Here is a 16,483-nt window from a genome sequence, read left to right on the forward strand (position 1 = left end):
TATAGAGCAGGGTAACTATGGGAGAGCTCACTAGGACTAAGGTCATCACATGGGCCAAGCAGGCCTCACGCGAAGCAGGCCTTGACTCATCCCAGGTAGAGTTCGAACTGCTGAGGCTTCAGGCAAGCAGCCCACAGGAGCTCTTTACTAAGGCCCTCAGCACCTTTGCATCATGGAGCCTCTTAGACCCCAGGTGGGAAGAGGCCGCAAGGAGGCTCGTCCTCTACGAGATATATGATGAGAGGGGCTTAGAAGCTCCTGCCAAGCTTGAGGGCATAGAGTCCTGGGCGACCTGGGTAGGCCTCAACCTACTTTATGAAAGGTACCTTGCTAAGCGTAAAGGTTTAGTAGTTGAGACCCCCAACGAGGCGCTGGAAAGGGTCGCCTCCTTCGTGGCCGAGGCGGAGCTCGGCCTCGGAGGCTCCCTTGACGCTGCTAGGCAGGAGTTCTACGAAATAATGTCGTCAGGAAGATTTATGCCAAATAGCCCTACAATAATGAACTCTGGGACTAAGTACCACCAGCTAGCTGCATGCTTCGTTATACCTCTAGAGGACGACATGGACTCTATATTCTCAGCGCTCAACACTGCAGCCTGGATTTTCAAGACTGGGGCGGGAGCGGGCTTTGACTTCACCCCCCTAAGAGGTAGGGGCTCACCGCTCTCGTCTGGAGGCACCGCTAGCGGCCCTGTCAGCTTTATGAAGCTCTTCGACGAGGTAGCCGACGTAATCAAGGAGGGAGGCAGAAGGAGAGCAGCTATGATGGGGGTGCTTCACGATGTTCACGCCGACGTGGAGGACTTCATAAACTCAAAGCTGTCAGGCGGCCTGGAGAACTTTAACATAAGCGTAGGAGTTCATGACGCTTTCATGATGGCTGCCCTAAGTGATAGTGAGTGGAACCTCTATGACCCGAGCGAATGCCCCCAGCTAGTGGGCCTCCTCAGCGGTGACCTGCCTGACCTTTGGAGAAGGTGTAGCCCCAGGAAAACCGTGAAGGCAAGCTCTCTGCTCGAGGAGGCCGCGAGGGCCGCCTGGGAGACTGGGGACCCAGGCCTTGTGTTCCTTGACACAATAAATCAGCACAACCCAACTCCAAGGCTTGGCAGGATAAGGGCCACGAACCCATGCGGGGAGACCCCGCTCTTGAGTTGGGAGGCCTGTAACTTAGGGTCGCTTAACCTTGGGCGCTATGTTAAGAATGACGGCATAGACTGGGAGCTGCTAGAACATGATATAAGAATTGCAGTCAGATTCCTGGACGACGTAATAGAGACCTCCTGGTACCCAAGGCCTGAAATAGAGGCCGCCGTTAAGCGCACCAGAAAAATAGGGCTCGGCGTAATGGGCTGGGCTGACATGCTAGCCAAACTAAGGATACCCTATGATAGCGACTCAGCGCTGTACCTTGCTGATAAGCTGATGGAATTCATAGCCTACGTTGCTAGGGACGAGAGCAACAGGCTTTCAAGGGAGAGAGGACCTTACCCTGAGTTTCCAGGAAGCATACATAAGGATGGAAGGTTTAACTTTGAGCCACAGGTCAGCAGCTCGCAGATCTATGATGAGTCGAAGGTCTCTGATGCTGTTCGCTCAATAGTTAGCTCAAGGCCTAAGCTTGACTGGGAAAAGGTAAGGTCTGAGATGATGGAAGGCACCAGGAACGCCACTGTGACAACGATCGCACCTACAGGGAGCATAAGCATAATAGCAAACGCTAGTAGCAGCATAGAGCCTTTCTACTCATTGATATACATAAGGCAGAGCTCCCTCTTCTCATGGGTTGAGCTAAATAGATTCCTGAGAGATTGGCTCCAGGAGAGCGGCAACTTAAACGCGGAGAAAATCAAGGACATTATAAGGCACGGAGGATCCGTCAGGGGCCTGAGCTGGGTTCCAAACGACATTCAGGCAGTCCTTGGCACGGCGCTTGACATAGACTGGAGGTGGCACGTCAAGATGCAGGCGGTCTTCCAGAGGTGGGTTGACAATGCTGTCAGTAAGACCGTTAACATGAGGAGAGACGCTACCATTGATGATGTTAAGGGGGTTTTCATCGAGGCCTGGCGGCTTAAGTGCAAGGGCATAACAATATTTAGAGATCAAAGCAAGGGAGTTCAGGTTATGAGTGTAAATCAAAACATTGATGCCCTCATCAGGGAGCCGCCAAAGCTGAAGATAAGGGCTAAGGCTAAGATGGTACCCGGTGTTGTAAATGTCGAGGGCTCCACCCTCTCAACGGTCAGCGAAGAATATGCCGGCGGGTGCCCGACCTGTGACCTCTAAGAGGAGGACTTAGGCACAGCGACTATAATTCTTCTATTCTTTGCACGAACCTCTACAGAGCCGTCAGCAATTAGCCTCTTAAGTATCTTCCTGGCCACTGACAGCTTTACGTTGAGCGCAGATGCTAGCTTTGCTGGCGTCACGTAGTTCATCTTCGTTATGTCCCTCTTGGCCCTATTTATGAGCTCTGGTGTGACGTCGAGCGCGGGCAACGCCGTCTGCGCTCTGGCCTGCGGCCTTGGGCCTTTGGCTCCCTGAGCCTTCCTGCCCTGCTCCTGCCTTCTTGGCTGCTCTGACACTTAGCATCACCTAACCTATGAACGACTTAGGCTAGTTTAAAAAGATTAAGAGCGAGTGGATCACCTTAGAACGATATCGTCGTACCCCCTATTTCTCCCCGTCCCCTCTCCTGCTCGCCGCCAAGAGTTGAGCCTATCTCCCTCAGCCTAGTAAGTATGGGGTTCAGTTGACCGGTTTTAAAGTAGTTGTCAAGGGTGTTCCTCATGCTTGAGGTGTGCTCTATGTCAAGCTCCAGGAGCTCCTCAAGTATCTTGACAGTCCTCTCCCACACGTCAACGAGGAGGTCCCTGGGCGCGTTCGTAGTTATGAAGGGATCCTGTAACCAGTCGTCAAAAGCCTTTATGGTTCTCATCATATGGCTAAAGGCGAGCCTAGTGTTAACTATAAGCTCAAGCCTGTCAGCCTGCGATATCCTCTTCTCGTTCTCCTTGAATGTCTGAAGTATGCTCTGCTGCATAAGCACCCATCTATCCAGGTTACGCAGGAAGTCTGTTATATCTTGCCTGGACGACACTTCCCGCACCTCTGCGCGAGAAAGGCCTCCAGGCCTATTATTTTGATGCATTAGGGGCCCGCACTGGGCAGCTCTTTAACTTAAGACAAACCGCCTCCCTCCTTATTACCACCTGCTACTTCTTCATAGCGTTAATGAAGATAACTATATTAATTTTCACAACATACAATTGTAGGCAAGGTAACCCTCAATGAGAGGATGGAACGGCAGGCTGTTGTGGATCGACTTGACTAGGAGGGAGTCAAAGGTCGTTGGGTACCCTGCCGAGTGGGCCCTGATGTACCTTGGAGGCAGGGGGCTTGCGGCCAGGATCCTCTGGGAGTACATGAGGCCAGGAGCTGACCCCTTGGGACCTGATAACCTCCTGATATTTGCAATTGGACCCCTCACAGGCCTTCCAGGACCTAGCACAGGTAAGCTTCAGGTGGCGGCCAAGAGCCCCCTTACTGGGGGCTACGGGGACGGCAACGTTGGAACCACGTTCTCCAATGAGATGAGGAAGGCGGGCCTTGACGCTATAGTGTTCAGCGGGGCCTCTGATAAGCCAGTCGTCGTTGAAATAGAGAATACTAAGGTCAACTTTGAGCCTGCTGACGACCTGTGGGGCCTTGACACCTGGACCACCGAGGAAAGGCTGAGGAAGCGCTATGGCCGCTTTGCAGGCATAGTGGAGATAGGCCCTGCGGGTGAGCACCTGGTTAAGTTTGCAACCATTATAAGTCAAGAGGGCAGGAGCGGGGGGAGGCCCGGGATAGGCGCTGTCATGGGCTCTAAGAAGATCAAAGCAGTGGTCATGAGGGGCAGTGAGAAGTACGAGCTTTATGATAACAAGGAGTACATGGCTGAGGCCACCAAGGCCCTCATAGAGATAAAGAATAGGCCTGGGTACCCGTTCTGGATGCGCCAGGGTACCATGGCTACCATAGACTGGGCCCAGGAGACTAGCGTGCTTCCCACCTATAACTTCAATGAGGGGGTCTTTGACGGCTTTAAGGGAATAGATGGCTATACTATGGAGAGCATGAAGGTGGAGCAGAGGGGCTGCCCTAACTGTAACATGCAGTGCGGCAATGTAGTGCTTGACAGAGCCGGAGTCAAGAGCGAGCTAGACTATGAGAACGTGGCGCTTCTTGGGAGCAACCTTGGCATTGATCACTTAGCAGATGCGGCGTACCTTAACAGGATAGGGGATCAGATGGGCTATGACACGGAAAGCCTTGGGACCACCCTGAGCTGGGCCATAGAGGCTAGTCAGGCAGGGCTTCTGAAGGATTACGACGGCGGCCTAAAGCTTGAGTGGGGAGACGCTAAGACTCTGGCGGACGTGGCTTACCAGATAGCCAACAGGTCAACGCCGTTGGGAGACCTGTTAGCCGAGGCCAGCTCGGGCGCCTGCAGAAAGGTAGGGGGCTGCGACTTCTCAATGGACGTCAAGGGGCTTGGGGTAAGCGCATATGACTGCCACGCAGCCCCAGGCATGGCTCTTGCCTTTGCAACGAGCCCTATAGGGGCCCACCATAAGGATGCCTGGGTTATAAGCTGGGAGGTCCAGAACGACAGGTTCGCGTACAGCAAGGAAAAGGCCGCCAAGGTTATAGAGCTGCAGAGGATAAGGGGTGGACTCTTTGAGAGCTTCACCACCTGCAGGCTGCCATGGGTTGAAGTAGGGCTCAACATAGAGCACTACCCACTGCTGCTATACTACTCAACAGGCGTCAAGTACACATGGGACGACCTCTATGCTATAGGTGACCGCATCTACGCTCTGATAAGGGCTCTCTGGATAAGGGAGAAGGGAGGCTGGAGCAGGGACTATGACATGCCACCCGCCAAGTGGTTTAAGAGGCCTTTGACTAAGGGGCCACTAAGTGGCATGCACCTGGACTATGACAAGTATAACCAGCTGCTAAACTACTACTATGAGCTGAGAGGCTGGGACTACAACGGCGTTCCCACCAAGGCGACCCTCCATAGGCTAGGCCTCGACTTCGTTATACCGGAGCTTGAAAAGTACGTAAAGCTAAGCTAAGGCGGTGGCACGAAGAACCAGAGCTTGCCCCTGTGGTAGTCCCTTATGACAGCCCTAGCCGCCTCCTCTACGTTAGGTTCATGAGTGCTCTTGTATATCCACATTCTCTTTGCCGCCAGCTCCTCAAGTATCTTGTAAGGATTCCTCTCAACTATTCCATAGGCTTCCACAACAGAGTTAGGGTTATACTTCAAAGCTCTCTCAAGCAGAAGCATCGCGGGCTTCACTGGATCGTAGAGCTCCTCTGGGCTCTTGCCTCTAATTACAGACTCCAGCTCATCACCCTCGATAGGTATGGTGCCTGGGGTGTCTATGATGTATAAGTCGCTAGCAACCCTGTAGATAGTGTAACTTTTAGTGTACCCCCAGCTTCCTGGCACCTTGCTAACAGGGGCGCTTTTATAGCCCTTTAGCATGTTTATCAGGCTGGACTTGCCTGTCTTGGGGTAGCCAACCACGCAGTAAGTCGAAGGGCCGCCCGCCTGAGACATCTTTTTAAGCTCGGCCTTCAAGGTCCCCTTACCGTAACCCTTAAGGCTTGAGACTAGCGCTGCAGCGATACCACGGGAGTTGAAGTACTCCAGCCACGCCCTAGCCACAGACCTGGGTATTAGGTCAGATTTGTTGATAACTAACAGGACCTTCTTATTGAAGGCCTTTGCCATCTCCTCAACTCTGAGACTTCGGGTGCCCAGCGGATCCCTTGCATCAAGGACCTCAAGCACGCCGTCGGACCTTTTTATTATTCTGGCCAGGGATCGCCAGTCTGCCAGCTGCATATAGCTTTCCCTAGATTAGGCCCTCAGCGGCAAGTTAAGTGTTTATAAACGTTTACTACTATTTATGCGTTATATCAGCTCCGGAAGTCATGATATTGCGGCAAGCATCTGAGCTTATAAGCTTTGCTCTTCTAACTAGATAGATGCAAGTATTTGGGGGGTCAGCGAGTGTCAGCCGCTGAACAGCCTAAAAAGGACTCCGAGGCAGCCTCTCAGAGGTCCTCTAAGTGCCCCCCTGACCACATAATTTATGACCCTAACACTGGCGCCAGGATATGCCTTGACACTGGCGAGATTATAGAGGAGCAGGTTATAGGTGATGAGGCCGAGTGGAGGGCCTACACGCCTGACGAGAGGGCCAGGAGAACCAGGGTTGGAGGCCCGCTGTCGCTTGCCAAGCCAAACATGGGCCTTGATGTTTACCTAAGCGGGTTCCACGAGGGAAGCGGTAAGAGGATAAGGGGGCTCTCCAGGAGGATAGAGAACCTAAGACTACAGCGCAGCTTTAAGATGGGGAGGACGCTAAGCGGCATCGAGAAGAACATAAACCAGGCCCTCAAAATACTCGACGAGATAGCCACCAGAATGGAGCTCTCGGATGGAGTTAAGGAGGAGGCCTCCAAGCTCTACAGGGACGCCACTGAGAAGGGCCTCACCAGAGGCAGGAGCATAGAGAGCGTTGTTGCTGCTACTCTCTATGCCGCTTGTCGTAAGCTCAAGATACCTTGCACCATTGATGATATAGCTAAGAACCTACCCAGCAAAAACGCCGACGTCAAGAGAGAGATCGCCAGGTGCTACAGGCTGCTTGTGAGGGATCTAGGAGTCGATATACCTGTCATAGAGCCAGAGCTATTCATAGGCAGGATAGTAAGCGCCCTTGGCCTGCCGGACTATATAACCATTGAAGCTGCCAAGATACTGAGAGAAGCCAGAAGCAAGGGAGTTACCGCCGGCAAAGACCCGAGCGGCCTAGCAGCTGCAGCTGTTTACCTGGCCGCTCTGAAGAACGGCCTAAGAAGGACCCAGAAGGAAATAGCCCACGTGGCCGGCGTTACCGAAGTCACCGTAAGAAACAGGTACAAGGAGCTTGTGGGAGATGAGCTTAAGGGAGAAACTCAGTAACGTCCTTTTCTCATTTTATGCCTTTTTTAGTTAAGGGTAACAATAGCTATAGGCTTGACCTCTCACATAATAAGACTTCAAATTATTAGATTACTGAGATCCGTAGCCCTGAGCACTGTTTAGCTTTTCGCCATAAAGTTGCCTTAAGTTCGCCTCTACAACTCCAGTGATATTGGAGAGAAGGCCCGTCAAAAGGCGTCAGCTCTCCTCAGGCCTTGTTCTCATAATTTTAGGCTTCCCCATTATTAGCCAGTACTCTATCTGAGCTCCCGGCTTGAGCCTCTCCAGGAGCTCAGGGTCATCCTTAGGCTTCTCCACCTCTATAGTATCGTAGGTCTCTAAATCCATTAGTTGAATTGAGTCGCCCAGGTCCGCGAGAACCTGTCCATTCCTCTTCTCAATTATTGGGACCTGAACCTGGGTGTCAGTGGGCGCCACCAGCGTCTTCTTAGTGCCGGTGAACAGGCCTATTGCAACTACGTGGGCTTTAGCGCTGCCGTGTTTCCCGGTCTTTGCCTTTGTGATCTCAACTATTCTACAGGGCTCTCCATCAATTACAATGTAATTGCCTTTCTTTAGGTCACCCAACGTGGCAAACTGAACGCTCATTTTGTCTTACACCCAAAAGCCTACCTACCGCTCTCTCTTTAAAAAGGTTCCTCCGCGACATAGGCTGCCGCTCACTAAGCGAGCCTCTCAATGATTATACTAAGGTAGCCGGCGTTCCTTCCTCTTGGCCTTGACGATCCAATGTCAGCTGAAACGACTCTAAGCGCCTCGCCCATCCTCTGTTTCATTATTAAGTAAACATCTACTAGCTTACAGGCATTGTCACTATCTGCGTAAAGCTCTACCTGTTTGAAGCCCTTGTTAAATTCCAGTATGGCCTGCAGAGCATAGTCTTCAGCTGAACTGCTTGAGGTTACATTTATTCTGCTCCTGCTCTCCATGGCATTTCCCAAAACCACTATGGATTTACTGGCTTTTTAGCTTAACTGTGACTTTGGTCCTACGCCTTCTTCGAAGGGCCCCTTCTCGAAGCATAGTCGCTTTAGGAGCCCAGCGCTAGAACTAGGTTGAGGGGCTTTGCTTCGCATTGCTATAGTTGGCGGGTGCGGCGCCGCGGGCTCGGTGACCGCCGCTGCCCTTGCTAGGGGCGGCGCCGAAGTTGAGATAATAGATAGGGCCAAGAAGGGCTGCAGCAGCGAGGATATTGAAGTAGAGGGCCTTTGGAAGGGACATCTACCAGTATGCGGTTGGGACTCAGCAAGAGGACCCTATGACATTGTTATCCTCTTCACTAAGGCATACGATGCTGAGAGCGCCATAAAAGAGGCTGTAAGACTTAATGCTAAGCTCTACATTTCCCCTCACAATGGTCTTGGCCCGCTCGAGCTTCTTGAAGACACCACTGGAAGTAGGGCTGCAGGTGCCATAGTCTATTATGGAGCTACAAAGATGTCCAGGTGCAGATCTAAGTACAATGGGGGCAGGAGAGTAATACTTGGATGTCGCAAGGGCTGCGACATAGCTCTATTAAAGGACCTCTCCGAGGCCTTAAACGCTGGCAGCCTTGACGCTACAGTAGTCACGCCCGATGACTTTCAGTCAGAAAGGTGGCTTAAGCTGGCAGTTAACAGCGCCATAAACCCTGTCACGGCACTCTCCTGGGATAGAAATGAAGTAATAATTAAGGACGAAGTCGCCAGAGATCTTGCTGCTGATCTTGCAACGGAAACGGGCAGCGTGGCATCACAACTTGGCATAAAGCTCCATGATGATCCTGTTGAAGCTACCTATAGGACTGCTAGCGAAACGGCTGACAACTGTAGCTCAACAGTCCAGGACCTAGCAGCTGGCAGGGAGACGGAGCTTAAGTATATTAACCTAGCTGTCTGGAACGCCTCAGTAAGCTTACAGGTACGCGCCGTAGCAAACCTCTCTGTGTACAGGGCTGTGGAGGTGGCCTCTAGGTGGCTGAGAGGGAGAAGGTCACCGTGCGCAAGATCGTAAGCCTCAAGGGCAAGAAGCCTATAGTAATGATAACAGCCTACGACTACCCTACTGCAAGGATCGTCGACGAGGCGGGTGTTGACATAATACTTGTTGGAGACTCCCTCTCTATGACTGTCCTCGGCAACCCCTCAACCCTGCAAGTTGACATGGATGACATGCTAAGGCACACAGCAGCAGTGTCAAGGGCTCAGCCTAAGGCGCTGCTAGTGGCTGACATGCCATTCCTAAGTTATGAGGTAAACGTAAATGAAGCTGTGAGAAATGCTGGCGAGTTCCTCAGAGTCGGCGCAGATGCAGTTAAACTTGAGGGAGGTTCAGAGTACGTAGATGTAGTTAAGGCTTTAACACGCGCCGGCATCCCAGTCATGGGTCATATAGGCTTAACTCCTCAAAAACACAAGCTCCTGGGAGGCTACAGGCTTATGGGCAAAACGGCCGGGGAGGCGAAAGAGATAATTGATGACGCAGAGGCTATAGCCGAGGCCGGCGCCTTCTCAATTGTAATAGAGTATACAGCTTCTGAGGTCGCCGCAGAGATCACTAAGAGGGTTAAGGTGCCTACTATATGTATAGGCTCGGGCCCCTCCTGTGATGGTCAAGTACTGGTAATTCATGATATACTAGGGCTGTCTGAAAGCTCGCCGCCCTTTGCCAAGAGGTACGTAAATCTCAAGGAGGTCATAGCCTCAGCAGTAAAGTCGTATAAGGATGACGTAGAGAACGGCAAGTTCCCCCAAGATGGCATGTACTGGCACATGAAGGATGGAGAGTACGACAAACTGCTAAATATGCTCCGCGGCAGCACGTCACCTGAGTCTTAGATTAGCTTCACTGAGCTTTCTGAACAGCTCCTCCCTAACGCTCATTATAAAGCTTCCAGCGTCCTGGGATCCAGACTCTATAGCGTCAAGGCTCTCCTCAAGCTTCCTTGAAGCCTCCTCATTTAGCATGTCGCTAAAGGGCGAGCCAGCGAGCATCTTGTAGACCTCTATCCCGAGGCGAGTCGGTATTAAGAACTTCAGCTTCTTAGTCTCAATCACGTACCCGTGCCTTAAGTTCGCCTCTATTACTTTGGCGTATGTACTCGGCCTTCCTATGTTCTTCTTCTTCATCAGCATAACAAGGTCGCCGCTCCTGTAAGGCTGTATGAGACTCCCCTTAAACATAATCACGTTAGTTAATGGAACCTCATACTCCTTATTAGTCTCTCTCAGGACCCAGGACTCTATCTTTGGACGCATTATCGCTGTAAAGCCCTCCTTTACTACCGCCGTCACCACCTCCATAGTCTGAGTGAGGCTACCGAGCCTCAGCGTCACTGAGGCCTTCTCGAGCGTTGCAGGAGTCATCTGACTTGCCATGAACCTCTCAAATATTAGCTGATATAGCTTGTAATGAGCACCTGAAAGCGCTATAGGAACCTTTAGGGAACCATCAAGGATAGCCCTCTCAACCTCCTCAGCGCTCAGGGGCCTCGTGGGCCTTATGGCCTCGTGAGCTCCGCCAGTACCCCAGCCTCTTGGCTTGTAATACTGGGCAAGTCCATGAGACTCAAGGTACTGCTTCGCAACTGCCATGCCTGCCTCTGAAATCCTTGTTGAGTCTGTTCTGTGATATGTTATTAGCCCTGAATAGAAGAGGTCCTGAGCCAGCTTCATCGTAAGCTCTGCCGAGTAACCAAGCTTGGCTGAAGCATCAAAGATCATCTCATCCGTGGTGTATGGGGGCATCGGATTTACGTCCTCGGTCCACACCTTCTCCGTAACGGCGACTGCTACGTTGAGCTTTGAAGCGTTCTCGGCCTCCTCGTCTGATTTTGTGTAAAATATAACTGGGGTGCCAGAGGGCAGCAGGCCCCTGACCTTATAGCCCATGACCTCCTTGTACTCGTTATACCTGTCTATTATCCAGCCCAGGACCGGGGTCTGAACCCTTCCAGCCCCGAGCCAATTCTTGTTCATCTTAAGCCAGAGGTACTGGCTAGTCACAAAGCCTATCCACCTATCGTCTATTCTTCTTGCGATCTGCGCGTTCACTAGGTTTACATCTATGGAGCCTGGATGCCTTAGGGCCTCCATAAAAGCTCTCGGAGTCACCTCATGAAATGCGCTTCTGTAGATGTTTTGGTTATATGGTCTCATCGTAAGGTAAAGGTCCCACGCTATCTTCTCCCCCTCCCTATCAGGATCTGTCATTATGATTACTCTGTCGACTTGCATTGCGAGCTTTCTCAGGGTATCAGCTATGCCCTTAGAATCTATTATTGCAGTTGAGCCGCACCTTGGACACCTGTCAACGTTTTCAGTGAACTGGTAGCCGCAGCTGAGGCACCTCTTTATTGTAGTGTAGACAGGCTGTATAGCGTTGTTAAACCTGACCCCAAAGAGGCTGTTGTTGGCCTCGTCGCTTCCCTCTATTACAAGGTCATATATGTGACCCTTAGATGCAGTTATGGTTATCAAGTGCACGGTGCCTGTTTCCTGGTCAACTACCGTAGTTTCATATATGCTAACCCTTCCTTCAGACCTCTTCGCTGGTCTGCCCCAGAAGTTAGCTATGGTCTTTGCCTTAGTGGGCGACTCCACCACTATAAGCTCCGTCACTATGTTGACCTGCTTTCTCTCGCCCTTCTCAGACCTGCTGGTCTCTATCTCGCGCATCACGTCCTCAAGATTTATAGTGTTGAAGTCCACGAAGGTCGCCTGGCTCATCCACCTAAGTCTGTCCTCCATAGCGTCTACAAGCTCCTTCATGCTGTCGATTATGACTGAGAGCCCTTTGGTCATAGCTCCATGATAAAGCCTGCTGGTTCTACCGCTCGCCTGCAAATAGGACGGCGCGTCAGGCGAGTAGAGCCATATTGATGAACCCTCCCTCCTGAGCACCATTGTGCCTATCCTCAGAACTTGCCCGTCCTGTGTAATCATTTTGTTGAACTCCTCGACCGCCTTAGCTGAGGCCTCCAGGACGAGCTCCCTCAACGCCTCCAGCTTTCCCTTAGCTTCTATTTCACCCCTAATGGCGGCTGACAATATGTTACTCTCGACGTTAAAGCTCTTGAGCAGGTTCTCTAGCTTTTCCCTATACTCCTTAAAGCTGCTATCTTTGTCCTCAAGGAATATTAGGGCCCTGAGGAGCCTCCTGGGCGAGAGAAGGGCGGTCTTGAGCTCTATCTTTACTGCTGGAGTCCCAAGGAATAAAGCATAACGGATGACCTCGGGCAGGTCAATGCCCCTTACCAGCGCACCGTACCTGCTCGCAAGGCCTATGGCTATGTCAGCCTCGCCTGACGAGAGCTTCTCCACTGCCCTCCTGGAGTTACTTATCGCCTGAACGGCTCTGATCCCAGCCTCCGAGAGTTTGCTCATGAGCTCCTTAACATAAGCTTTCCCATAAGCTTGAGAGACAAATATCAGGCCTCCCTTCCCAAGTCTCTTAGCTAAGCTTACGGCTAATTCCACAGGCGAGTTCGTTATGAGAAAAGTATCTACGACGTTCCTGAGGTAGTCAGTGCCGCCACCTATTTCAAAGCCTAATAGCTCCCTAAATATGAGATGCTTTACACCTTTAGGCCTTCCAGTGGCTGACGCTATTACTAGCTGGCCTTTAGGGCCTTCAAGTACCTTCTCGCTAAGCTTAAGCGACAGTGAACTTATATCGCTCTGAAGCTGCCTGATCCTCTCCTCGCTCCTCCCAGAGGCCTCTAATGTTGCCAGCTCAAGTTTCTCCTGAACTATCTTAAACGCCGTAGCTATGGAGTCCTCGTCAAACCCTATGAGTATCAGGGCTCTATCTATATTCTTGCTATTCCGTAACAGGCTATCAACGTCGTCAACTATCATTAGATTAAACGGCGACTGCTTCTTAAGCATGTCAAAGTTCTTTACCATGAAGCCTGGAGTTATCACAACAACGGAATAGTCCCCTTTTGTTATCTTATCTAACATTTGACCTCTTTGGTTCTTTGGAAGGCTGCTGTAGTAAAAGGCGACCCTGTCCCCCAACATTGAAGCGAGCCTTTCAGCCGTCTGCGCTACCAGGTTCTCTGTCGGGACAAGGTACATTACTTTGTAGTTCTCCTGCAATACCTTGAAGGCAGCGTAAGCCATCAGTAGGGTGGTCTTTCCAACACCTGTTGGCGCCACTATGGAGAAGCTCTCCTCTGAGAGGAGCCTCCTAGCCCAGCTCTTCTGAGCACTTGAAAGCTTGAAACCGTATTTCTCCTCAAAGAACTTCGAGAATTCACGAAAGCTCTTTTCCATGAGATATAGCGAGGAATAACCCTTTAACTTGCCCTCCTTCGCCAGCTCAAGCCCTATCTCAAGTATGTCGCTGCTTTTAGGCTCTCTTGGGAGGCAAACTGTACAAGGAAGCCCCTTCTCAAGTCTGTCTGCTGTTATCTCCCTGCCGCAGTTAGGACACATTCGCTCGTAGATCGGCAGTAGCGCGGGCACAGCTTTTCTCCCATTATACCGTATTCAGGTTTCTCACAAGCTAGGGTATTAAGGCTTACAGGCCACGCCACCAGCACAGCCACTCGCTGATTTAAATGATATACATTAAGTAATCACTATCTACTGGGCTGCTTGCCAGAGGGCTGAGAGGGCTTTGAATGAAGTGCTGGCCTGTACAGGGTCGTTAACTAGGAGGCTCATAGGCTCATCGTTTGTAGGGTCCTTAACTATAACCATTAATGAGGACTTAGAGACTACAGAGTCTGCATAGAGCGAGGCCACGTTGCTCTTCAGCTTAACCCCGGGCGACTGAGGAAGCTGAGGCGTAAAGCTCGCTAGAACTCTAACGTCAGAAATGTATGTGGCCAGGGAGCTGACGAGCTTGCCCAGATAATCACCATTTGCCAGCACGTAAACAGCGGTGACGTAAACCAGCGAGGAAGTCCTGAAATAATCTACGGCGGCACTTATCACATTAAGGAGGCCCCTGACCACTGTGGCCGGAGGGGACGAAAGTCTCTTGTCAAACTTCTCTAACATCTTAACCGCGCTCTCTACATCCTTTACCTTTCTCCTCATTTCCTCCTCTATCCTTATGATGCTCATTGCAGCCAGCGACTGGGGGCTTATAGCTTTGTACCAACCGCTTGGATCACGATAAACCATGCCCTTAGACTCAAGGACCCTTATAACGTCATATATTCTGGGGAGGGGCACGCCGCTTATTGCGCTTGCCTCCTTTGGATCCTTAGCTCCTTGAAGGAGGGCCACATAAAGCTTCGCCTCATAAAGCGTTAGATCCAGGGCCCTCCTGAGCACCTCTATTATGTTGTCCTCACCGCTCAATCCTTGCCCTGCCCTTTATTTGATGCCGCAAAGACCTAATATCTCCTACTCCTACAAAGGAAACAGAATTGTCTAGCTATTATCAACAAATCTAAAGAATAATTATAAAATAACCTTAAATGAGGCTGAGGCCAAAGGGCCTCACTTTGAGGCCCCAGCCGTTGCGCTCCCCTGCTGGCCCGTGGAGGTTGGAACTCCCTCCACGGAGGGCAGCTCTGGGAACTCCTGCTTCATCCTCTGCTCCGCTACTATGCTTGCCTCCTTCAGTATCTTCTGCGCCTCCTCAGTCACGAACTCATTGTCAAGCATCGGCACTGCCCCGCTTGTGTACTGCGTCACTGCGGTCTGCAGCTCCTCGTCTATGTCCATCAGGTCAGTGAACACGTCAGGCATGGTGCCCCTGAGGTACCCAGCCACCTGCTTCAGGGCCACTATGGCAGGCGCCAGGTCGGCGTTGACGTCACCCATTATCAGCGTCGTGTCGAGCCTCAGCTTGACCTTCTCGAGAGCATACCTGACGGTCATTATCACCTTAGTCATCCTTCTTACCTCTGCGACCTCGTTAGCGTACATGGCGGCCCTGCTCCTGTCCCCCTCAGTGAGGCTGTTGACTACCTTCTCGAAGAGCTGCCTGTCGTAGGCCTGCAGCTTGCTGAGCGTGTAGTCTAGCTTGTTCATCTGTGTGGCTACCCTGTAGCTCGCTATCATTATCTGCCTCTTCAGGGGCGGGGGCGGGGATATGAAGTTCTTAACCTTCTCAGCTATCGTGTCCCTCTTTGGCTCCTCGCTCCACCTCTTGGGCCAGTTCTCTATCCCGCTCACTTCTTATCACCGGGATTTGCTCCGCACAGTGCTTTGACTACATAGGCTTAAAGGGGAACAGCCAACGTTAAGCGGGCTTCCACGTTTTATATATGGCCCAGCTAGGACCCACTGGTGCAGCGAATGCCTGCAATTAAGGTTGATGAAATCTCCAAGTTCATAGGTTCTGAAGTGTTTGACGACTTTGGCAGAAGTCTCGGCACGCTTATAGCAGTTGAAAGCGACATAGATGGCAAGGTGTCATCCATAATAGTCAAGTCCGAGGATCTCTCACTTGAAGTTATAGAGGGCGAAAGGGTTAAGGTTGGCGATGACAAGGTAACAGTAACCCCGGAGTGGAAGTTCGAGATACTACAAGTGATAGAGAACCTTGACAGGGCCTACAAGAGGAGGAAAGCTATTGAGAACATAAGCAGCAGGAATGACCTTCCGGCCGTAGTGATAGAGCCCATGAAGAGAAAGCTTGAAGACGAGATAAAGGCGCTCAAGCTCAAGGCTGACGAGGTCAAGAAGGTCGTAAACTCTAGAATAAATGAAATAGAAGACGAAAGCCTCAAAGTCGCCAGGGCCATAGCTACCATAGGGATCTCCTACTTCAGCGGCGAGATCAGCGAAAGGGGGTATACGCAGAGCATGAATCATCTCAGAAAACTTCAGGATAGCCTGAGCGAGGAGAAGAAGGCTGCTAAGGACCTGCTGGACAAGTTAGATAAGGTAATACAGCTGGCCAGTGAGGGCGAGGTTCAGAAGGCTCTACAGACCCAGCCTTCAACAACTCCAAGCCCAGCGGCTCCAAGTCCCAGCACGCAGCAGACCATGGTGGTTAAGATAGAGGCCTAACTTGTGAACGGCTAGGCGTGTCCTGCCCAGAGTAAGGCCTTATTTCCACTCGCACTTACAAGCTTCTTATGGTGCGGGGGTGCCCGAGCCTGGCCAAAGGGGGCGGGCCCAAGACCCGTTGGCGTAGGCCTGCGTGGGTTCGAAGCCCACCCCCCGCACCACAGGCGCCTGCTTAAGTTCATTGGAAAAGAGAAAGGCTACGCCTTCACTCAGCTTGCTGTTCCTCATCAGAGTAGTCCTTGAGCTTCTTAGAGCCGCCCTTCTCCTTCTTGTATTCGCCACTAATCACGTCCCTCAAGAACTCTGCAAGACCTCTGAAGAGTATCATGGCGCCCGCCAAGGCTATAGCAAACGCCAATACCTCCAACGGAAGGCTCGTATACTTTATGGCTATTATTGTGAGGACATATGTTAATCCCATCATTATTGACCCAACAATGAGGAACCTGAAGTATACTTTCAACAAAAGC

Annotated in this window: 15 protein-coding genes and 1 tRNA gene; 7 read left to right on the plus strand and 9 right to left on the minus strand. The window is 51.4% G+C overall.

The window, feature by feature from the left end:
* The first annotated feature begins 17 nt into the window (after positions 1 to 17).
* Positions 18 to 2,288 carry a ribonucleotide-diphosphate reductase subunit alpha gene (locus tag ACZ5GQ_RS04880; RefSeq protein ID WP_498856061.1) on the plus strand — a complete coding sequence of 757 codons (2,271 nt, stop codon included), beginning with the start codon at positions 18 to 20 and terminating at the stop codon, positions 2,286 to 2,288.
* Here ACZ5GQ_RS04880 and ACZ5GQ_RS04885 read toward each other — a convergent pair.
* Both ACZ5GQ_RS04885 and ACZ5GQ_RS04890 read right to left on the minus strand, forming a co-directional pair.
* Positions 2,285 to 2,587, minus strand: a complete 303-nt coding sequence (locus ACZ5GQ_RS04885) for a hypothetical protein (RefSeq protein WP_498856062.1) — start codon at positions 2,585 to 2,587, stop codon at positions 2,285 to 2,287. The two genes, ACZ5GQ_RS04880 and ACZ5GQ_RS04885, sit on opposite strands and share 4 nt — an antisense overlap.
* 65 nt (positions 2,588 to 2,652) lie before the next feature.
* Positions 2,653 to 3,102, minus strand: a complete 450-nt coding sequence (locus tag ACZ5GQ_RS04890; RefSeq protein ID WP_498856063.1) for a DUF2153 family protein — start codon at positions 3,100 to 3,102, stop codon at positions 2,653 to 2,655.
* 190 nt (positions 3,103 to 3,292) lie between these two features.
* Here ACZ5GQ_RS04890 and ACZ5GQ_RS04895 point away from each other — a divergent pair, with 190 nt between their 5' ends.
* On the plus strand, positions 3,293 to 5,131 hold the full coding sequence (locus ACZ5GQ_RS04895) for an aldehyde ferredoxin oxidoreductase family protein (protein ID WP_498856064.1): 1,839 nt from the start codon (positions 3,293 to 3,295) through the stop codon (positions 5,129 to 5,131).
* On the opposite strand, the gene ACZ5GQ_RS04900 is transcribed toward ACZ5GQ_RS04895, so the two are convergent.
* Positions 5,128 to 5,910 carry a GTPase gene (locus ACZ5GQ_RS04900; RefSeq protein ID WP_498856065.1) on the minus strand — a complete coding sequence of 261 codons (783 nt, stop codon included), beginning with the start codon at positions 5,908 to 5,910 and terminating at the stop codon, positions 5,128 to 5,130. The genes ACZ5GQ_RS04895 and ACZ5GQ_RS04900 overlap by 4 nt on opposite strands.
* Before the next feature lie 168 nt (positions 5,911 to 6,078).
* On the opposite strand from ACZ5GQ_RS04900, the gene ACZ5GQ_RS04905 reads away from it, so the two are divergent.
* Complete coding sequence (locus ACZ5GQ_RS04905) at positions 6,079 to 7,035, plus strand: transcription initiation factor IIB (protein ID WP_498856066.1); 957 nt, start codon at positions 6,079 to 6,081, stop codon at positions 7,033 to 7,035.
* A 198-nt stretch (positions 7,036 to 7,233) separates the two neighbouring features.
* Here ACZ5GQ_RS04905 and ACZ5GQ_RS04910 read toward each other — a convergent pair whose 3' ends face one another.
* Together ACZ5GQ_RS04910 and ACZ5GQ_RS04915 are read right to left on the minus strand one after the other, a co-directional pair.
* Complete coding sequence (locus ACZ5GQ_RS04910; protein ID WP_498856067.1) at positions 7,234 to 7,644, minus strand: translation initiation factor IF-5A; 411 nt, start codon at positions 7,642 to 7,644, stop codon at positions 7,234 to 7,236.
* A 74-nt stretch (positions 7,645 to 7,718) separates the two neighbouring features.
* Positions 7,719 to 7,985: a ribonuclease P subunit p25 family protein gene (locus ACZ5GQ_RS04915; protein WP_498856068.1), complete on the minus strand. Its 267-nt coding sequence runs from the start codon at positions 7,983 to 7,985 to the stop codon at positions 7,719 to 7,721.
* Positions 7,986 to 8,121: 136 nt separating this feature from the next.
* Between ACZ5GQ_RS04915 and ACZ5GQ_RS04920 the strand changes: the two genes are divergently transcribed.
* Positions 8,122 to 9,048 (plus strand): ketopantoate reductase family protein, encoded by a 927-nt coding sequence (locus tag ACZ5GQ_RS04920; protein WP_498856069.1) that lies wholly within the window; start codon positions 8,122 to 8,124, stop codon positions 9,046 to 9,048.
* Positions 9,009 to 9,872 (plus strand): 3-methyl-2-oxobutanoate hydroxymethyltransferase, encoded by an 864-nt coding sequence (gene panB, locus ACZ5GQ_RS04925; protein ID WP_498856070.1) that lies wholly within the window; start codon positions 9,009 to 9,011, stop codon positions 9,870 to 9,872. The genes ACZ5GQ_RS04920 and panB overlap by 40 nt, the downstream gene beginning before the upstream one ends.
* Here panB and rgy read toward each other — a convergent pair.
* From rgy to ACZ5GQ_RS04940, 3 genes are all read right to left on the minus strand, one after another.
* Positions 9,858 to 13,505, minus strand: coding sequence for a reverse gyrase (rgy, locus tag ACZ5GQ_RS04930; protein WP_498856071.1), 3,648 nt, complete (start codon positions 13,503 to 13,505; stop codon positions 9,858 to 9,860). The two genes, panB and rgy, sit on opposite strands and share 15 nt — an antisense overlap.
* A 120-nt stretch (positions 13,506 to 13,625) precedes the next feature.
* On the minus strand, positions 13,626 to 14,351 hold the full coding sequence (locus ACZ5GQ_RS04935) for a TrmB family transcriptional regulator (protein WP_498856072.1): 726 nt from the start codon (positions 14,349 to 14,351) through the stop codon (positions 13,626 to 13,628).
* Positions 14,352 to 14,492: 141 nt separating this feature from the next.
* The gene (locus ACZ5GQ_RS04940; protein WP_498856073.1) at positions 14,493 to 15,173 is read right to left on the minus strand and encodes a Snf7 family protein; all 681 of its coding nucleotides are present in this window, start codon (positions 15,171 to 15,173) and stop codon (positions 14,493 to 14,495) included.
* A gap of 123 nt (positions 15,174 to 15,296) precedes the next feature.
* Here ACZ5GQ_RS04940 and ACZ5GQ_RS04945 point away from each other — a divergent pair, with 123 nt between their 5' ends.
* Entirely contained in the window at positions 15,297 to 16,013 is a 717-nt protein-coding gene (locus ACZ5GQ_RS04945) for a CdvA-like protein (protein ID WP_498856074.1), read from the plus strand.
* Positions 16,014 to 16,086: 73 nt separating this feature from the next.
* A tRNA-Leu gene (locus tag ACZ5GQ_RS04950) sits at positions 16,087 to 16,174 on the plus strand.
* Between the two features lie 44 nt (positions 16,175 to 16,218).
* On the opposite strand, the gene ACZ5GQ_RS04955 is transcribed toward ACZ5GQ_RS04950, so the two are convergent.
* Entirely contained in the window at positions 16,219 to 16,476 is a 258-nt protein-coding gene (locus tag ACZ5GQ_RS04955; RefSeq protein WP_498856075.1) for a hypothetical protein, read from the minus strand.
* Positions 16,477 to 16,483 lie beyond the last annotated feature (7 nt).

The organism is Caldococcus noboribetus (genome assembly GCF_055389385.1).